At 44.0% G+C, this 16,249-nt stretch carries 13 protein-coding genes and 2 tRNA genes; 5 read left to right on the top strand and 10 right to left on the bottom strand.

Translation table 11 applies throughout. The features are described from left to right. Window positions 1–70 precede the first annotated feature (70 nt). Window positions 71–144: transfer RNA gene (locus KG118_RS03305), tRNA-Asn, on the bottom strand. Window positions 145–169: 25 nt separating this feature from the next. Then, window positions 170–243 (bottom strand) — tRNA-Asn (locus KG118_RS03300). Between the two features lie 81 nt (window positions 244–324). On the opposite strand from KG118_RS03300, the gene KG118_RS03295 reads away from it, so the two are divergent. Together KG118_RS03295 and KG118_RS03290 are read left to right on the top strand one after the other, a co-directional pair. Then, window positions 325–1,308 carry an adenosine kinase gene (locus tag KG118_RS03295; RefSeq protein WP_117710362.1) on the top strand — a complete coding sequence of 328 codons (984 nt, stop codon included), beginning with the start codon at window positions 325–327 and terminating at the stop codon, window positions 1,306–1,308. 7 nt (window positions 1,309–1,315) lie between these two features. Continuing rightward, window positions 1,316–3,013: a S41 family peptidase gene (locus KG118_RS03290; protein ID WP_117710361.1), complete on the top strand. Its 1,698-nt coding sequence runs from the start codon at window positions 1,316–1,318 to the stop codon at window positions 3,011–3,013. 111 nt (window positions 3,014–3,124) lie between these two features. On the opposite strand, the gene KG118_RS03285 is transcribed toward KG118_RS03290, so the two are convergent. Genes KG118_RS03285 through rpoN form a run of 5 tightly spaced genes read right to left on the bottom strand, consistent with a single transcriptional unit; the run spans window position 3,125 to window position 8,140 of the window. Next, window positions 3,125–4,984: a 4-hydroxy-3-methylbut-2-en-1-yl diphosphate synthase gene (locus tag KG118_RS03285; RefSeq protein ID WP_117710360.1), complete on the bottom strand. Its 1,860-nt coding sequence runs from the start codon at window positions 4,982–4,984 to the stop codon at window positions 3,125–3,127. An 11-nt stretch (window positions 4,985–4,995) separates the two neighbouring features. After that, window positions 4,996–5,505, bottom strand: a complete 510-nt coding sequence (purE, locus tag KG118_RS03280) for a 5-(carboxyamino)imidazole ribonucleotide mutase (protein WP_117710359.1) — start codon at window positions 5,503–5,505, stop codon at window positions 4,996–4,998. A 13-nt stretch (window positions 5,506–5,518) separates the two neighbouring features. Beyond that, a complete protein-coding gene (gene gcvH / locus KG118_RS03275; RefSeq protein WP_117710358.1) occupies window positions 5,519–5,899 on the bottom strand; it encodes a glycine cleavage system protein GcvH in 381 nt (126 codons plus the stop codon). A 25-nt stretch (window positions 5,900–5,924) separates the two neighbouring features. Continuing rightward, on the bottom strand, window positions 5,925–6,602 hold the full coding sequence (locus KG118_RS03270) for a hypothetical protein (protein ID WP_117710357.1): 678 nt from the start codon (window positions 6,600–6,602) through the stop codon (window positions 5,925–5,927). 47 nt (window positions 6,603–6,649) lie between these two features. Beyond that, window positions 6,650–8,140: an RNA polymerase factor sigma-54 gene (rpoN, locus tag KG118_RS03265; protein ID WP_117710356.1), complete on the bottom strand. Its 1,491-nt coding sequence runs from the start codon at window positions 8,138–8,140 to the stop codon at window positions 6,650–6,652. Window positions 8,141–8,312: 172 nt separating this feature from the next. Between rpoN and KG118_RS03260 the strand changes: the two genes are divergently transcribed. Continuing rightward, window positions 8,313–9,686: an aminopeptidase P family protein gene (locus KG118_RS03260; protein WP_117710355.1), complete on the top strand. Its 1,374-nt coding sequence runs from the start codon at window positions 8,313–8,315 to the stop codon at window positions 9,684–9,686. A 74-nt stretch (window positions 9,687–9,760) separates the two neighbouring features. On the opposite strand, the gene KG118_RS03255 is transcribed toward KG118_RS03260, so the two are convergent. Further along, window positions 9,761–11,266 (bottom strand): sensor histidine kinase, encoded by a 1,506-nt coding sequence (locus KG118_RS03255; RefSeq protein WP_117710354.1) that lies wholly within the window; start codon window positions 11,264–11,266, stop codon window positions 9,761–9,763. Between the two features lie 93 nt (window positions 11,267–11,359). Continuing rightward, window positions 11,360–13,033, bottom strand: coding sequence for a nucleoside kinase (locus tag KG118_RS03250; RefSeq protein ID WP_117710582.1), 1,674 nt, complete (start codon window positions 13,031–13,033; stop codon window positions 11,360–11,362). Window positions 13,034–13,116: 83 nt separating this feature from the next. On the opposite strand from KG118_RS03250, the gene KG118_RS03245 reads away from it, so the two are divergent. Further along, window positions 13,117–14,814 (top strand): Na/Pi cotransporter family protein, encoded by a 1,698-nt coding sequence (locus tag KG118_RS03245; RefSeq protein WP_117710353.1) that lies wholly within the window; start codon window positions 13,117–13,119, stop codon window positions 14,812–14,814. Here KG118_RS03245 and rd read toward each other — a convergent pair. Beyond that, window positions 14,811–14,972: a rubredoxin gene (gene rd, locus KG118_RS03240; RefSeq protein WP_117710352.1), complete on the bottom strand. Its 162-nt coding sequence runs from the start codon at window positions 14,970–14,972 to the stop codon at window positions 14,811–14,813. The two genes, KG118_RS03245 and rd, sit on opposite strands and share 4 nt — an antisense overlap. 109 nt (window positions 14,973–15,081) lie before the next feature. Here rd and KG118_RS03235 point away from each other — a divergent pair, with 109 nt between their 5' ends. After that, window positions 15,082–16,212: a sensor histidine kinase gene (locus tag KG118_RS03235; protein ID WP_117710351.1), complete on the top strand. Its 1,131-nt coding sequence runs from the start codon at window positions 15,082–15,084 to the stop codon at window positions 16,210–16,212. Window positions 16,213–16,249 lie beyond the last annotated feature (37 nt).

The following is a 16,249-nucleotide window of genomic DNA, read 5'->3' as shown; positions in this document are numbered from 1 at the left end:
GCGTTGGGCCTACATCGGGCGGGAACTTTATTAAAACAAAAAAGGTTCGCCGCAATGACGAACCTTTTCGCTCTTCCTCTTGGACTTGAACCAAGGACCCTCTGATTAACAGTCAGATGCTCTAACCGACTGAGCTAAGGAAGAATGTTGCATTCAAGTTTTTCTTTTGCTCTTCCTCTTGGACTTGAACCAAGGACCCTCTGATTAACAGTCAGATGCTCTAACCGACTGAGCTAAGGAAGAATGTTGTTTTTTCTCAAATGCGCTGCAAAAGTAATAGGATATTTTGAAATATGCAATATCTTTGCAAAAAAAATATCAGGAATGGACAAAATAATTGGATTGGGAAACGCATTGGTCGATGTGTTAGCAACCCTTGACAGTGATGAAATCTTAGCGGAAATGGAGTTGCCTAAGGGTAGTATGACTCTGATTGATGAAGATAAATTGCTGAAAATCAATAAATACTTTAGCCGGGTGAAGACTCATTTGGCGACCGGTGGCTCTGCGGGAAATGCCATTCGAGGTATGGCGCAGCTTGGAGCAGGTACCGGATTTATCGGAAAGGTAAATAATGATTCTTATGGTAACTTTTATCGGGAAAGTTTGTTAAAACGCGGAACGGAAGCTAATTTGTTACTTTCTGATACCCTGCCTTCGGGGGTAGCTTCTACTTTTATATCTCCCGACGGGGAGCGTACTTTCGGTACATATCTGGGGGCGGCATCTACATTGAAAGCGGAAGATTTGTCGCTGGAGATGTTCAAAGGATATACTTATCTGTTTATAGAAGGCTATTTGGTACAGGAACACGATATGATTCTTCGTGCCATCGAATTGGCCAAAGAGGCCGGTCTGCAGGTTTGTCTGGATATGGCAAGCTATAATATTGTGGCGGGTGATCATGAGTTTTTCTCTCTGTTGGTAAATAAATATGTGGATATTGTCTTTGCCAATGAAGAAGAGGCGAAAGCGTTTACCGGTAAAGAACCCGAGGAGGCGTTGGATGTTATCGCTAAAATGTGTAGTATTGCCATTGTAAAGGTGGGAGCACGCGGCTCGCTGATTCGTAAAGGGACGGAAGAGGTGTATGTTGAGGCTGTACCGGTGGAGCGGGTGGTTGATACCACAGGAGCCGGGGATTTCTTTGCGGCGGGTTTTCTGTATGGGCTGACTTGCGGATATTCTCTGGAGAAGTGCGGAAAGATAGGCGCTGTCTTGTCGGGAGAGGTAATACAGGTGGTTGGAACGGAACTGCCGGATTCAAAATGGGAAAAGATAAAGGAAGATATTATAATGATAAATTAGAGGATATATGAAATATTTAAAAATACGTTGGATAGCTGTCCTATTGCTGGTAGTAGGCATAAGTTTCTTTTTCGGATTTAAAAGCGGAGACAGCCGTAGTTTTCAGGTTGCAAAGAACTTGGATATATTCAATTCTATTGTGAAGGAGCTGGATATGTTCTATGTAGATACAATAGACCCGAACAAGACGATTCGTACAGGTATCGAGTCTATGCTGTATTCACTCGACCCTTATACGCAATATTTTCCGGAAGACGACCAAAGCGAGTTGGAGCAGATGTTGAAAAACTCGTATGGAGGTATCGGTTCTATCATAACTTGGAATACCAAACTGAAACGTTCCATGATAGCCGAGCCTTATGAAAATATGCCCGCAGCTACCGTAGGTTTGAAGGCCGGTGATGTTCTCATGGAGATTGACGGCAAAGACCTTGCAGGAAAGAATAACCAAGAAGTGAGCGAGATGCTTCGCGGGCAGGTGGGGACGAGCTTCAAGCTGAAAGTGCAGCGTCCGGGTAAGGAGCAGCCGTTGGAGTTCGACATTGTTCGCCGTTCCATTCAATTGCCTTTTATTCCTTATTATGCGAAGTTGGAGAATAACATAGGCTACATCAATCTGAGCACGTTCTCCGGAAATCCTTCCAAAGAGTTCAAACAGGCATTTCTTGATTTGAAGAAACAGGGAATTACCTCGTTGGTTATAGACTTGCGTAATAATGGCGGCGGTTTGTTGGACGAAGCAGTGGAAATAGCCAACTTCTTCCTGCCGCGCGGCAAAACGTTGGTAACGACAAAGGGAAAAATCAAACAGGCAAGCAATACATACAAGACCTTGCGTGAACCGCTGGATTTGGAGATTCCGCTGGCTGTATTGGTGAACAGTGCAACAGCTTCCGCATCGGAAATCCTGGCAGGTGCATTGCAGGATTACGACCGTGCCGTGGTGGTGGGTAACCGTACGTTCGGAAAGGGACTTGTACAGACAACCCGTCCGTTGCCCTATGGCGGTACGATGAAACTGACAACTTCCAAGTATTATATTCCGAGTGGCCGCTGTGTGCAGGCTATCGACTATAAGCACCGTAATGAAGACGGTAGTGTAGGGCGTATTCCGGATAGTCTGACAACAGTGTTCCATACGGCTGTAGGGCGCGAAGTGCGTGATGGCGGAGGGGTTACTCCGGATATTGCCGTCAAGCAGGATAAGTTGCCTAATATCTTGTTCTATCTAGTGAATGATAACCTGATATTTAACTATGCCACAGAATACTGCTTGAAGCACCCCACAGTTCCTGCACCCAAGGATTTCAAAATTACTGATGCCGACTATGCCGACTTCAAGGCAATGGTGCAAAAGGCTGATTTCAAATATGACCAGCAGACTGAGAAAATGTTGAAGAGCCTGAAAGAGATGGCAGAGTTTGAAGGGTATTTGACGGACGCATCGGACGAGTTCAAGGCTTTGGAGAAGAAATTATCTCACAATCTGAACCGTGACCTCGATCATTTCTCAAAGGATATCAAGGATATGATTGCCATCGAGATTATCAAACGCTATTATTATCAGCGCGGGGGCATTATCCAACAGCTAAAGGACGATGACGATTTGAAAGAAGCCGTCAAGATATTGACAGCCCCGGAAAAATATAAAGAGATGCTTAGTGCTCCCTCGGTGGGACCGGATGAGAGCAAAAAGGAGAAATAAAAAGAGCCTTTATGGTCTTTGTTTTTAAGTGAAGTATCAAAACGAATTTTAGTTCTCATTCTGTCATTCAGAACTAAAATTCGTTTTGTCCTTTTTATTATGCAGGAATGATTATTTCTCAACGTAATCCCCGTTCTTCTTGATTAGTTCGATTAGCTTTTCTACAGCTTCCTCTTCAGGGATGTTCTTTTCAATGCATTCTTTCTTCTTGTAAAGGCTGATTTTCCCCCGTCCGGCACCTACATATCCGTAATCGGCATCTGCCATTTCGCCGGGACCATTGACAATACAACCCATAATACCGATTTTAAGCCCCTTTAGATGCGATGTCGCTTGTTTGATGCGGGCAATGGTACTTTCAAGGTCATAGAGTGTACGGCCGCAACCCGGGCAGGAAATATATTCCGTCTTGCTGGTACGGATGCGCCCTGCCTGCAGAATACCGAAGGCTGTGGCATCTATCACCTTGTTGCTTATTGCTTTATCACCCTTTCCGCCGTTTTGGTTGAACAGGAAGATTCCATCGCAGAATCCATCGATAATAAGCGCACCCATATCGGCTGCCGACTTGATTTGCAGGTTTTCCGTTTCATTCTCGGCATAATGCTGGAAGAAAACAAGAGGGTTCTTTAATCCTTCATTCATCAGCTGATGTGCCAACGCACGATATTCACCTAATCGGTTGGGATGGTTGCTTTGAGCCACAAGCACTACTTCCGGATGATACTTCAAGCCGGCAATCACTTCGTCATTCAGCCCCATATAGGTGATGAACAGGAACTTCAGTGACGCATTGCATCCGCTGATAAACGGCAGTTGCTCACCCTTGAAAGCCGGCCATGTATTAGCTTGTCCTTCCCAAAGGTCGGCATCAATGATGTATTGTGTTCCTTCAACAGGATGTTCGGGCAGTTGGCGTCCGACGTATACGTAATCGGGCATAAACTGCGGATTAAAATCCATATCTCCGTCCAAACGTGCGGAAATGACTACGGGGAGATTGTCTCCGCCTATATTGTGTACGGCTGTTGTGGTTCTGCGCTCAGGAGAGAGATAATGAAAGTCCGGAGCTACCGCTCCCGGTATGTACGGATGGTTGTGGCGCTGCACAATATAGTCCGCCAACTTTCGGGCGACAGGAATTTCGGATTCGGGAGCCTCACTTAAAGATACGCGGATAGTGTCGCCTAAGCCGTCGGCCAATAAAGCCCCGATGCCTAAGGCAGACTTGATGCGTCCGTCCTCACCGTCTCCGGCCTCCGTTACACCGAGGTGGAGGGGGAAGTGCATCCCTTCTTTTTCCATTATGTGGGCAAGCAAACGCACAGTTTTCACCATGATTACCGTGTTGGATGCTTTGATGGAAATCACTACATCCATGAAGTTTTCCGCTACGCAGATTCGCAGGAATTCCATACACGATTCTACCATACCTTCGGGAGTATCCCCATAGCGTGACATAATGCGGTCGGATAATGAACCGTGATTGACACCGATGCGGATAGCTGTATGATTGGCTTTGCAGATGTTCAGGAAGGGTATGAAGCGGTCGTGTATCTTCCGGACTTCTTGTGCATATTCTTCATCGGTGTACTCCAAATGCTTGAAAGTACGTGCGGCATCTACATAATTTCCCGGATTGATGCGAACCTTTTCCGCATATTGTGCGGCAACATCGGCTACTTTCGGATTGAAATGTACATCGGCCACCAGCGGTGTCATATAACCGTCTTGACGTAGGTCAGCGTTGATGTTCATCAGGTTCTCGGCTTCCTTGATGCCCTGAGTGGTGAGACGTACGTACTCTCCACCGGCATCCACAATACGTTTGGCCTGCGCTACACACGCATCGGTATCCTGCGTGGAAGTGTTGGTCATGCTCTGTATGCGGATAGGATTGGAGCCGCCCATAGGGGTGGCTCCGATATTCACTTCTGATGTTTCCCGTCGGGAATAATTGAATATATCCACGTTGTTAGTGTTTAGTTTACTTTATACTCGTATCTCACTTCTTTCAGGTCTTCGTTTGCTTTCACGATTTTCTTTTTCAGACCTTCTTTGTAAGCGGTAAAGGCTTCCGCCAGTTCGTCGTTGCTTAAGGCGAGCATTTGCACTGCAAGAATAGCCGCATTCATTGCTCCGTTGATAGCTACAGTGGCAACAGGAATGCCCGGAGGCATCTGGATGATAGAATACAGTGCATCTACGCCATCGAGTACAGAGCCTTTTATGGGTACGCCGATTACAGGCAGCGTTGTATTGGCTGCAATGACACCGGGCAGGGCGGCAGCCATGCCGGCAGCGGCGATAATAACCTTAATGCCGCGCTTACGGGCGCCTTTGGCAAATTCTTCTACCGCTTCCGGTGTGCGGTGCGCAGAGAGAGCGTTCATTTCGAACGGTACATGTAAATCATTGAGCAACTGTGCGGCCTTTTCCATTACAGGAAGGTCGGAAGTACTGCCCATGATGATACTGACAATTGGAGACATATTCTTAAATTTATTAATCGTTAATCAATGCTTTGTATGCTTCGGCGTCCAGCAGACTGTTGAAATCCGCATCGGTAGCAGGTTTGATTTTAATGAGCCAGCCTTCGCCGTAAGGGTCTTTATTTACCAGTTCAGGTTGCTCTTCCAACGTTTCATTCTGTTCCAAAACTTCTCCTGCAACGGGCAAGAATAGGTCGGAAATGGTTTTTACCACTTCGATGGTACCGAATACCTCATCGGCAGCCAATGTTTCGCCTACTGTCTGGATGTCGACAAATACGATGTCGCCCAGTTGCTCTTGGGCATAGTCTGTGATTCCTACATAAGCTACATCACCTTCCAGGCGAATCCATTCATGCTCTTTCGTGTACTTTACATCATTAGGAAAATTCATAATCGTTAGTTTTAAGAGTTAATATTTAAAATAAGAATATACTGAACAAACGGAACATCAATTTACTGAAGGGATGCAGTACCAACAGAGAGCAAACCAGCCCTACGGCAAATCCTCCCATTACCTCGCCAAGCGTATGGTGCTGCAGGATGATTCGTGCCGTACCCAATACGCCTGCAATAAGGATGAAGATACATAACCAGCTTATCGGATTATACCCGAACAAGGCGCTGAAAGCAATCAATCCGCCTATTATGGCGCCGGCTCCTGCCATATGCTCGCTGAGTTTCCATTTCAGGTTGACAATAACGCAGATAATCATCATGATAAGAGCAGCGAGGATAATTCCTGTCATATACCAGGGAATATTCAGCCGGTGCATCATGAGAAGGCAGAATATATAGGAAGTAATGGTCAGAATGAAAGGTACATATCTCCGTTTCCGTTCCGTTAAGTCTTCGGGACTGAATCCGTTAATCTTGCGAAAAAGGAAAATAGTCAGTGTGGGCATAAGGATTGTAAAGCAATACACTACTCCCAGTACAATCAGCTTGTATTGCAGGGGCATGATGCGCAAGTATGAGAATACAAATAGAATCAGGAATGCCAAGAATGGTATGGAAAACGGTGTGAATATCACCGAAATTATCTTAGCCGTCCTGATGAGGGTTCTGTCAGTTATAATATGTTGTTCTACTGCCATTTCTTTATTTTTGCATTATCACTCTAACACTTAATCGCCTTTTGCCTCTACTTTCGCAGCCTCGCTACCGGAATATTCAATTGTTGGCGGTATTTGGCCACGGTACGGCGGGCAATCGGATATCCTTTTTCTTTGAGTATCTCGGTCAATTCATCGTCGGTGTAAGGCTTTTTCTTGTCCTCGTTGTCGATGCACTCTTTGAGAATTTTCCGTATCTCCCTAACGGACATTTCCTCACCGTCTTCCGTTACGTATCCGTCATTGAAGAAGAATTTCAATGGATAAATGCCGTAGTTGGTCTGTACGTATTTACTGTTGCTGACACGGGATATGGTTGAAATGTCAAGTCCCGTACGTTCGGCAACATCTTTCAAAATCATGGGGCGGAGCAATGACTCATCACCTTCGAGGAAGAAGGGACGCTGCAGGTCGATGATGGCCTGCATGGTAGTCATCAGGGTATTCTGGCGTTGCTTGACGGCATCGATAAATCCCTGTGCCGCATCCATTTTCTGCTTCAGAAACATCATGGCCTCTTTGGATTCTTTGGACTGATTTGCCCTGTTCTTGGTGTGTTCCTCTACCATTTCGGTGAAGTCGCGGCTCATACGGAGTTCGGGTACGTTCCGGTTGTTGAGCGACAGGTTGATAGTGCCGTCGTCATACGTATCTACAATGAAATCGGGCACGATTTGTTGCAGGTTTTTGCCGATAGCCTCGCCTAATGATGCACCCGGACGCGGATTCAGTTTGCAGATTTCTTTTATGGCTTGCTGGAAGGCTTCTTCTTCCAAACCAAGCTTCTGTTGTATCTTGTCCCAATGCTTGCGGGTGAACTCTTCGTAGCATTCGGCTATAATAGCTTCTTCGATGTAAAGCAACGGATTGGGGGTAAAGTGTTGCTGCTCTATCTTGCGCCGTATCTGGATAAGGAGGCATTCTTGCAAATTGCGGGCTCCCAGTCCTGCCGGGTCGAAATCTTGGATAATCTTCAATACTTCTTCCAGTTCTTCGGTACTAGCTTCAATGCCTGCATAGATGGCAAGTTCATCGCTGATACTGTCTAACGACTTGCGCAACAGACCGTCGTCGTCCAATGAACCGATAAGGTACTCGGCCAGTTCATGTTGATGCTCGGTGAGATTGCGTTCGCCCAACTGTTCCTTCAAGGTTTCATAGAAAGAAGTCGCGTCGGAGAAAGGGATTTCCTCGGCTTGTTCTCCTTTACTGCGGTTGTTTTCCTGTAATTTATAGTCAGGTATGTCGTCTTCGTTGAGGTAGTCGCTTAACGAATCATAATCGGTGTCTCCGCCGTCTTCTGCGTTGGAGTCTGCATCGGGAGTATCGGAGTATTCATCACTGGCAGTATCATCCTTTCCTTCTTCCAGTGCAGGGTTTTCCAGAAGTTCGGCACGTACACGGTCTTCCAGTTCTATTGCCGGAAGTTCCAATAGCTTTACTACCAGAATCTGCTGTGGTGACAGCGTTTGTATCTGCTGTTGCGCTTGGGTCTGTATTTGTCGGGAGCCTTGTGCCATACTTTACTTTATTTACACGCTGCAAAGATAAGTTTTATCTTCGCACTTTTTGCAAAAATAGTGAATAGTTCGGGAACGAGAAATCTTCTCTTATTATATTTAACAAGAAAGCCACAGCTTGGTTGCATTTTTGTTCTTATCTTTGCTGTATGAACTAAAAAACAGAAACGTTATGTTTGCTAAAGAAACGTATATGCAGCGTCGAGCCCTGCTGAAGAAAAATATAGGCTCAGGAGTGTTGTTGTTCTTGGGTAATGACGAGCAAGGACTGCATTATGAAGATAATACTTTCCGTTATCGGCAGGATTCCACATTCTTGTATTATTTTGGTTTGTCGTTTGCCGGTTTGTCGGCGATTATTGATATTGACGAGGACAAGGATATTATTTTTGGAGATGAACTGACGATTGACCATATTGTCTGGATGGGTACTCAGCCCACCTTGAAAGAGAAGAGTGAACGTGTGGGAATAGCGGACGTGATGCCTTCTTCCGAAATTGTGAACTATCTTCATAAAGCGGTGCGTAAAGGGCAGACTATACATTATCTTCCTCCTTATAGGGCGGAACATAAATTGAAACTGATGGACTGGCTGGGTATTCCGCCGGTACGCCAGGAAGGTTCTGTCCCTTTTATCCGTGCGATTGTGGCGCAGCGCAGTTATAAGTCTGCCGAAGAAATAGAGGAAATAGAAAAGGCGTGCAATGTGACGGCTGATATGCATATTACTGCCATGAAGGTGCTCCGTCCGGGCATGTACGAATACGAAGTCGTAGCGGAAATGAACCGGGTGGCGGAATCCAATAATTGTGAGCTTTCTTTTGCAACGATTGCTACTATCAATGGGCAGACTTTGCACAACCATTATCATGGCAATCAGGTGAAGTCGGGAGATTTATTCCTGATTGATGCCGGTGCGGAAGTCGAGTCGGGCTACGCGGGTGATATGTCTTCCACCATTCCTGCTGATAAAATATTTACTCCGCGCCAGCGCGCCGTTTATGAAATTCAGAATGCAATGCATCTGGAATCGGTCAAGGCGCTTCGCCCGGGCATTCCTTACATGGATGTTTATGATCTTTCCGCCCGCGTTATGGTAGAGGGAATGAAAGAACTTGGCCTGATGAAAGGCAATGCCGAAGATGCCGTGTGCGAAGGTGCGCATGCCTTGTTCTATCCTCATGGATTGGGACATATGATGGGACTGGATGTGCATGATATGGAAAACTTCGGAGAGATTTGGGTAGGTTACAACGGTCAGCCTAAGAGTACGCAGTTCGGTCGTAAGAGCCAGCGCCTTGCTATCCCTCTGGAACCGGGCTTTGTACATACCGTTGAACCGGGCATCTACTTTATCCCCGAACTGATAGACCTTTGGAAAGAAGAAAAGAAGTTTAAAGATTTCATCAACTATGATAAAGTGGAAGAGTACCGTAATTTTGGCGGTATCCGCAATGAAGAAGATTATCTGATAACGGAAACCGGTGCACGCCGCTTAGGCAAAAAGATTCCATTGACACCGGAAGAAGTGGAAGCGTTGAGGTAGTTGAAAGCTGATAGTTGAGAGTTGAAAGTTAGCTGCGCTATTATGCTGCATAGTAACTTTCAACTCTCAACTATCTAAGCGTGTAACTCCAATATAAATCGTGCCCCTTTCGTATAGCTGCTGTCCAGTGTCAAGTTGCCGTTCATTTTGGTGGCAATCAGCGAACAGATAGGCAGTCCTAAACCGTCGCCTTGCGTCAGGTCTTTTACTTCGGTGAAAGGTTTGAATATCTCTTCACGTTGTTCTTCGGGGATGCCGCAACCGGTATCACTGATAATGAACTGGTGAGTGTGGGCGCCGCGCTTCTTGAAGTCCAACCATATCTTTCCACCTGCGGGGGTATATTCGGCAGCATTCTCCAATAAATGCACTAAGATACGTTCCAAATGTTCCGGATTGAGTTTTACATTCAGCTTGGGAGCATTTACAGTGAGAGTTACGTCTTCTTGTACCTTACCCCGTATTTTGTCCATAACGTTTTCACAGAAAGTTGATACATTCTTTTCCTCCATTTCATATGGTTCTGATAAGCTGTTTTCCAACTCGGATAACTCTTGGATGTGACCGGAGAAAGTATGCAATGCCTGTACACCGGGTAGTTTCGGGTCAAGGGTGTCTAAAGTCGGCTCCATTTGGGCAGAGATGTTCTGAATGAACTTGGTTTTTAATTCATTGTGCTCATTGGCTATGCTGATTGCCTTCTTTTGTTTACGTGTCAATAGGATGAAACGTAACAATATGATAGTTCCTATCACTAATGCTGCCGCTAAAATGGCTGCCAATATGCAAAGTCCGATGATAATGTATTGTTTGGCGGAGAGGGAATCGTCTTTTTCCTGAATGGTAGCCAGACTTTCATCGTATTTCCTTTTCAGTACATTCAGTTCATCTTGCGCGGTGAGTGCTTTGACTGAGTCTGTCCAAATAATATATTTATCATAGGTGCGTGCCACCAAGCCCGCATTGTTTGCTTTACGGGCAATGCCTATGAGGGTTTTGTAGCATTCGTCCACTTTGGCATAATTCTTTTGTTGCTTGTACTGCTCTATCAATTTCTTGAAAGCTGTGTCTCCCTGTGAATTCATGCCGAAAGTATAGTAATAATTGGCTTGGGTATACAGGAAATCATTGTTTAGGGAGTCGCTTTTGGCTGCCTGTGCTGCTTCTCCCAACTTATTCAACTGTTCCTTAGCGCGAGACGGATTCTTGGTGTTGATGTACATTTGCAACCGCTCTTTAGTGATGTGGAAACGCAGATTCGGGAGACTCTTTTGAAGTTTCTGTTCGCCGGTTCCTACTAACTGTTCGGCACTGCGCAGTAGCTCGAAAGCTTCTTTATAATAATTTTCGCGATGGTAAAGTGCACTGGCATTGACGCCGCATTCTACAGCCGGAGCGTATTTCTCTTGTGAGGCAAAAGAGTTGTAGGCTTGTAAGAAGAGGTAGCGGGCTTTGATATATTCTTTTTTGGCAAGGCTTTCTTGCGCTTGTTTCATTAGTTCATCAGCACGACTTTGTGCATAGGTTTGGGCACACAGAAAAAAAAGTGCCGTAAAAAGTATTGTAATGATTCTTTTCATTATACGTATGTTTGTTTTATTTGCACACAAAGTTAAATATTTCTTTGCTATGTTGTATACAAAAGTCTATAAATTCCCTTATTGATGAATGAACTAATATTTGAAGCTGCTGCCGCCTAAGAATTCCCTTAATAAAGATGTTGGCGGAATTTCCTTATCCTGTACCGGTGTAAAGTATTTGATGAACTTCATGAGGCGGTAGGCTTCGGCATATTCGGGGCAATTGCGCGGCACACCGGTGAGTATGGGCTCTGCATGGCAACGTAGTACGGCAAACTCAAACAATAAAGCTGAATTAAACATGACATCGGCATTCTCCTGATAGGGGAATATCCATTTGTCCTCTCCTGCGCGTACACTGGGCCAGCGTGAAATAGTTTCTTGAGCTGAATATCCACGGTAGTTGAAGTCACGGATAATGCGACGCAACAAACGGTTGTCCGTTGTTGGAATCCAGTTGTGGTCATCGAGTGAAATAGTGGTTAATGCGGAGACATAAATTTTGTATTTGTTTTCGGCGGGTATCTGCGGAGTAAGTTCCGGGTTCAGAGCGTGGATACCTTCCAATATAAGAATGGTGTGCTCGTCAATGCGTAATTTATCTCCTTTATATTCTTTCTTGCCGAGTGTGAAGTTGAATCGCGGCAACTCTACCTCTTCTCCCCGTAGCAAAGCTTGCAATTGATTGTTGAATAATTCCAAATCGAGTGCGTAGAGGGATTCATAATCATAGTTACCATTTTCATCAAGCGGCGTTTCTTCGCGGTCTACAAAATAATTATCCAATGAAATGGGATAAGGGCGTAGGCCGTTGGTCATTAACTGGACAGAGAGCCGTTTGCTGAAAGTTGTTTTTCCTGATGAAGAAGGACCGGAGATTAATACCAGTTTTACACGGTCTCCATTTTCTCCTCGGTGATAGATTTCATCGGCAATCTGAGCTATTTTCTTTTCTTGAAGAGCTTCCGCTACGTTAATCAAGTCGGTTGCATGTCCTTCTTCGCAAGCAAGGTTGAAGTCGCCCACATTGCTTAGTCCCATGATATAGTTCCAGCGTAGATGCTCTTTGAATACATCAAGCATTTTCTCTTGCTTCACCACTTCTTCCAGCACTGTAGGATTTTCTTTGTTTGGGATGCGTAGTAAGAGACCGTCATAATACTTCACGATGTCGAACAGCTTGATAAACCCCGTGCTGGGCAATAAATTACCGTAATAGTAATCTACAGTGTTTCCCAGCGTATAATAATAGGTATATATAGAACCGGATGTTTCCAGCAATTTTACTTTGTCGTTCATTCCTCGTTCGCTGAATACCCGCACAGCCTCGGTAGTGTGGCATTCGGTACGGTGAAATGGGATATCTTCGGCAATAATTTCCTGCATCCTTTTTTTGATGGCAGATACATCTTCCAATTCAATAGGACGTCCGATGCGAAGATTGCAGAAATAGCCTTTGGATACGGGATGTTCTACAAACAACTTTCCTTCCGGAAATAATTCACTGACAGCCTTATATAAGATAAAGCAAAGTGAACGGACATAAGTACGCATACCGGAAGAATCTCGCACATCCAGAAATTCCACATCTTTATTATTATATACCCGAAAATTTAGCCCTTCGGAACGGTTATTTACCTTAGCACTGACTACTTGGTAGGGAAAATTAAGATTAAAACCGTAATAAATATCCAAAAGTGAGCTTCCTATAGGGAATTCTTTATAAATATTATTATTTTTGCAACAAATTTGTAACATATGTTTCATGATGTCTTTTTTTGGAGTGATTAACACGTTAAATATAAGACATAATAACAAATGGCACAACGAAACACTTTAACTAATTAAAGATGGAATATTCTTTTTATGATTTTTTAAAGCTGCTTGGCTCATTGGCATTGTTCCTTTACGGGATGAAAATTATGAGTGAGGGACTTCAAAAATTCGCCGGCGACCGCTTGCGGAAGATTTTAACCGCTATGACGACCAACCGGGTGACCGGTGTCCTGACAGGGGTGCTTATTACGGCACTTATCCAGTCTTCCTCAGCAACTACCGTTATGGTGGTGAGTTTTGTCAATGCCGGGTTGCTGACTTTGTCACAGTCTATCGGTGTAATTATGGGAGCCAATATTGGTACTACTGTTACAGCCTGGATTATTTCTGCATTAGGATTTAAAGTAGACATCGCAGCTTTTGCCCTCCCTCTGTTAGCCTTTGGCATTCCTCTCATGTTCTCTCAAAAAAGCGCCCGCAAGTCCATCGGTGAATTTATTTTCGGTTTTTCTTTCCTTTTTATGGGGCTTTCTTTATTGCAGTCCAATGCTCCCGACTTGAGACATAATCCTGATATGTTGGCTTTTGTACAGGATTATACCGATATGGGCTATTTATCTATTCTTTTGTTTGTATTCATAGGAACTATATTGACCATGATTGTGCAGGCTTCTGCAGCAACAATGGCAATTACCCTTATTATGTGTGCTAACGGTTGGATTAGCTTTGAACTGGGAGCGGCACTGGTCCTCGGTGAAAATATAGGTACAACCATAACAGCCAATCTTGCCGCTCTTACCGGTAACACGCAGGCCAGGAGGGCTGCGTTGGCGCATCTGGTATTTAATGTATTCGGTGTAATATGGGTGTTGTGCCTGTTCGTGCCTTTTACTCAAGGAGTAGCTTGGTTTGTAGACAATGTAATGGGAACTAAAGATCCGGCTGTTGCCGTTTCATTTAAACTGTCAGCTTTCCATACTTGTTTTAATATATGCAATGTGCTGATATTAATATGGTTTGTGAAGTTTATAGAGCGTACGGTTTGCGCCATTATACCACAGAAGGAACAGGACGAAGAATATCGTTTGCGTTTTATTACGGGTGGTATGCTTTCTACAGCAGAACTTTCCATTCTGCAGGCAAGCAAGGAAATTCATTTGTTTGCCGAACGTACGCATCGTATGTTCGGTATGGTACGTGACTTGTTGCATACCGATAAAGATGATGATTTCAATAAACTGTTCAGCCGGATAGAGAAATATGAGAATATCAGTGACAGTATGGAACTGGAGATTGCGAATTATCTGAACCAAGTGTCAGAAGGGCGTTTGAGTTCTGAAAGTAAGTTGCAAATCCGGGCTATGCTGCGGGAGGTGACGGAGATAGAAAGTATAGGTGACAGCTGTTATAACTTGGCGCGTACTATTAATCGCAAGCGTCAGGCGAATTTGGAATTTACAGAGAAGCAATACGAGCATATCCATTTTATGATGAAGTTGACCGACGACGCCCTCGGACAGATGATTGTGGTAGTAGAACGTTCGGAACATCAAGGTATTGATGTGAATAAATCGTTTAATATTGAAAATGAAATCAATAATTATCGCAATCAGTTGAAGAATCAGAATATCCTTGATGTTAATAACAAGGAATATGATTATCAGATGGGTGTCTATTATATGGATATTATTGCTGAATGTGAAAAGCTGGGCGACTACGTAGTCAATGTAGTGGAAGCCAGTAGTGATATAAAAGAAAAGAAAGCGTCTTAGGACGCTTTCTCAAATTCATCTTTGCCTACTCCACATAGGGGGCAAACCCAATCATCGGGAAGGTCTTCAAATGCTGTTCCCGGTTCTATTCCGCTTTCCGGATCTCCCTGTTCCGGGTCATAAACATATTCACAAATAGTGCAGATGTACTTTTCCATAATGTTCTTTTTTAAAATTCTTCTTTAATAACAATTAAAATACCCTTTTTGTTTATTGTTCAATTAAAAAAAGGTACATTTGTTATCTCAACCTTAAAAACACACCTTTATGGAGATGACTGATGGGCTTTTTCGGGCAATAATGCGAAACATTCATGCCTATGTTCTACTGATAAACCGCGATTTTACGGTATTTTATACTAATTATTATGATATTGTCGGAGTACCCAAGCCTTCCATTACACAAAGGGTGGGAGATTTACTTAGATGTAACAATGCAATGTCTTCTACCAAAGGATGCGGTACGCATGAGTTATGTGGACAATGTCCTGTAAGACGGACAATTGAGAATACTTTCCTAACCAAGCAATGTTTCACCGACTTGGATGCTATCTTGAATATAAGAGGAGCGCAGGATAGAGTTGCTGAATGCGAAGCTCATATTTCCGGTGAGTTTATGCAAATAGAAGGTAAGGATTGTATGGTAATAACGGTACATGATATTACCCATTTGAAACAGGTGGAAATGGAATTGAAGGAAGCGAGGAAGAAGGCAGAACAGGCGGATTATTCCAAATCGGTCTTTTTGGCGAATATGAGTCATGAGATACGTACTCCTTTGAATGCGATTGTAGGTTTCTCAGAACTATTGGCTTCTGCTTCTACTGATGAAGAGAAAGCGCAGTTTATGGAGATTGTACGCACCAACAATGAATTATTGCAGCAATTGATAGCGGATATATTGGATTTATCGAAAATAGAAGCGGGCACTCTGGAATTTGTTTTGTCTGATGTGGATATTAATCAGCTTATGTTTGACATAGAACAGCAATTCAGGATGAGACTGAATGAAGAACGTTCTGCCGTTAAAATCGTGCGTGAGGTTTCGCAGTCAGAATGTATGATGTATACGGATAGAAACCGAATCGCACAAGTCATTTCCAACTTTATGACGAATGCTATGAAGTTTACGTCGGAAGGTAGTATTACACTGGGATACCGGTCTTGTGAAAACGGACTGTATATTTATGTGAAGGATACAGGAAGCGGGATTCCCGAAGAAAAGGTCGCTCATATATTTGACCGTTTTGTAAAACTGGAACAGACGAAGAAAGGTACGGGACTCGGACTTTCCATTTGCCAGACAATCGTTCGCAAATTGGGTGGTGAGATAGGTGTTGAGTCAAAACTTGGAGAAGGCTCTACTTTCTGGTTTACTTTGCCTTGGAAATTGGAATAATTAAAAAAGAAGAGCTGAATTTGTAAAACCTATAAAA

It is taken from the genome of Bacteroides propionicigenes (assembly GCF_018390535.1).
Taxonomy (GTDB): domain Bacteria; phylum Bacteroidota; class Bacteroidia; order Bacteroidales; family Bacteroidaceae; genus Bacteroides; species Bacteroides propionicigenes.
The sequence above is the reverse complement of the archived record's forward strand: the minus strand, read 5'-3'. Positions and strand labels throughout refer to the sequence as shown.

What these genes read in the sequence shown, in the direction of transcription:
- KG118_RS03295 (WP_117710362.1), top strand. Translation starts at nt 325, where the DNA reads ATGGACAAAATAATTGGATTGGGAAACGCATTGGTCGATGTGTTAGCA.
- KG118_RS03290 (WP_117710361.1), top strand. Translation starts at nt 1,316, where the DNA reads ATGAAATATTTAAAAATACGTTGGATAGCTGTCCTATTGCTGGTAGTA.
- purE (WP_117710359.1), bottom strand. Translation starts at nt 5,505, where the DNA reads ATGTCTCCAATTGTCAGTATCATCATGGGCAGTACTTCCGACCTTCCT.
- gcvH (WP_117710358.1), bottom strand. Translation starts at nt 5,899, where the DNA reads ATGAATTTTCCTAATGATGTAAAGTACACGAAAGAGCATGAATGGATT.
- KG118_RS03270 (WP_117710357.1), bottom strand. Translation starts at nt 6,602, where the DNA reads ATGGCAGTAGAACAACATATTATAACTGACAGAACCCTCATCAGGACG.
- rpoN (WP_117710356.1), bottom strand. Translation starts at nt 8,140, where the DNA reads ATGGCACAAGGCTCCCGACAAATACAGACCCAAGCGCAACAGCAGATA.
- KG118_RS03260 (WP_117710355.1), top strand. Translation starts at nt 8,313, where the DNA reads ATGTTTGCTAAAGAAACGTATATGCAGCGTCGAGCCCTGCTGAAGAAA.
- KG118_RS03255 (WP_117710354.1), bottom strand. Translation starts at nt 11,266, where the DNA reads ATGAAAAGAATCATTACAATACTTTTTACGGCACTTTTTTTTCTGTGT.
- KG118_RS03250 (WP_117710582.1), bottom strand. Translation starts at nt 13,033, where the DNA reads ATGAAACATATGTTACAAATTTGTTGCAAAAATAATAATATTTATAAA.
- KG118_RS03245 (WP_117710353.1), top strand. Translation starts at nt 13,117, where the DNA reads ATGGAATATTCTTTTTATGATTTTTTAAAGCTGCTTGGCTCATTGGCA.
- rd (WP_117710352.1), bottom strand. Translation starts at nt 14,972, where the DNA reads ATGGAAAAGTACATCTGCACTATTTGTGAATATGTTTATGACCCGGAA.
- KG118_RS03235 (WP_117710351.1), top strand. Translation starts at nt 15,082, where the DNA reads ATGGAGATGACTGATGGGCTTTTTCGGGCAATAATGCGAAACATTCAT.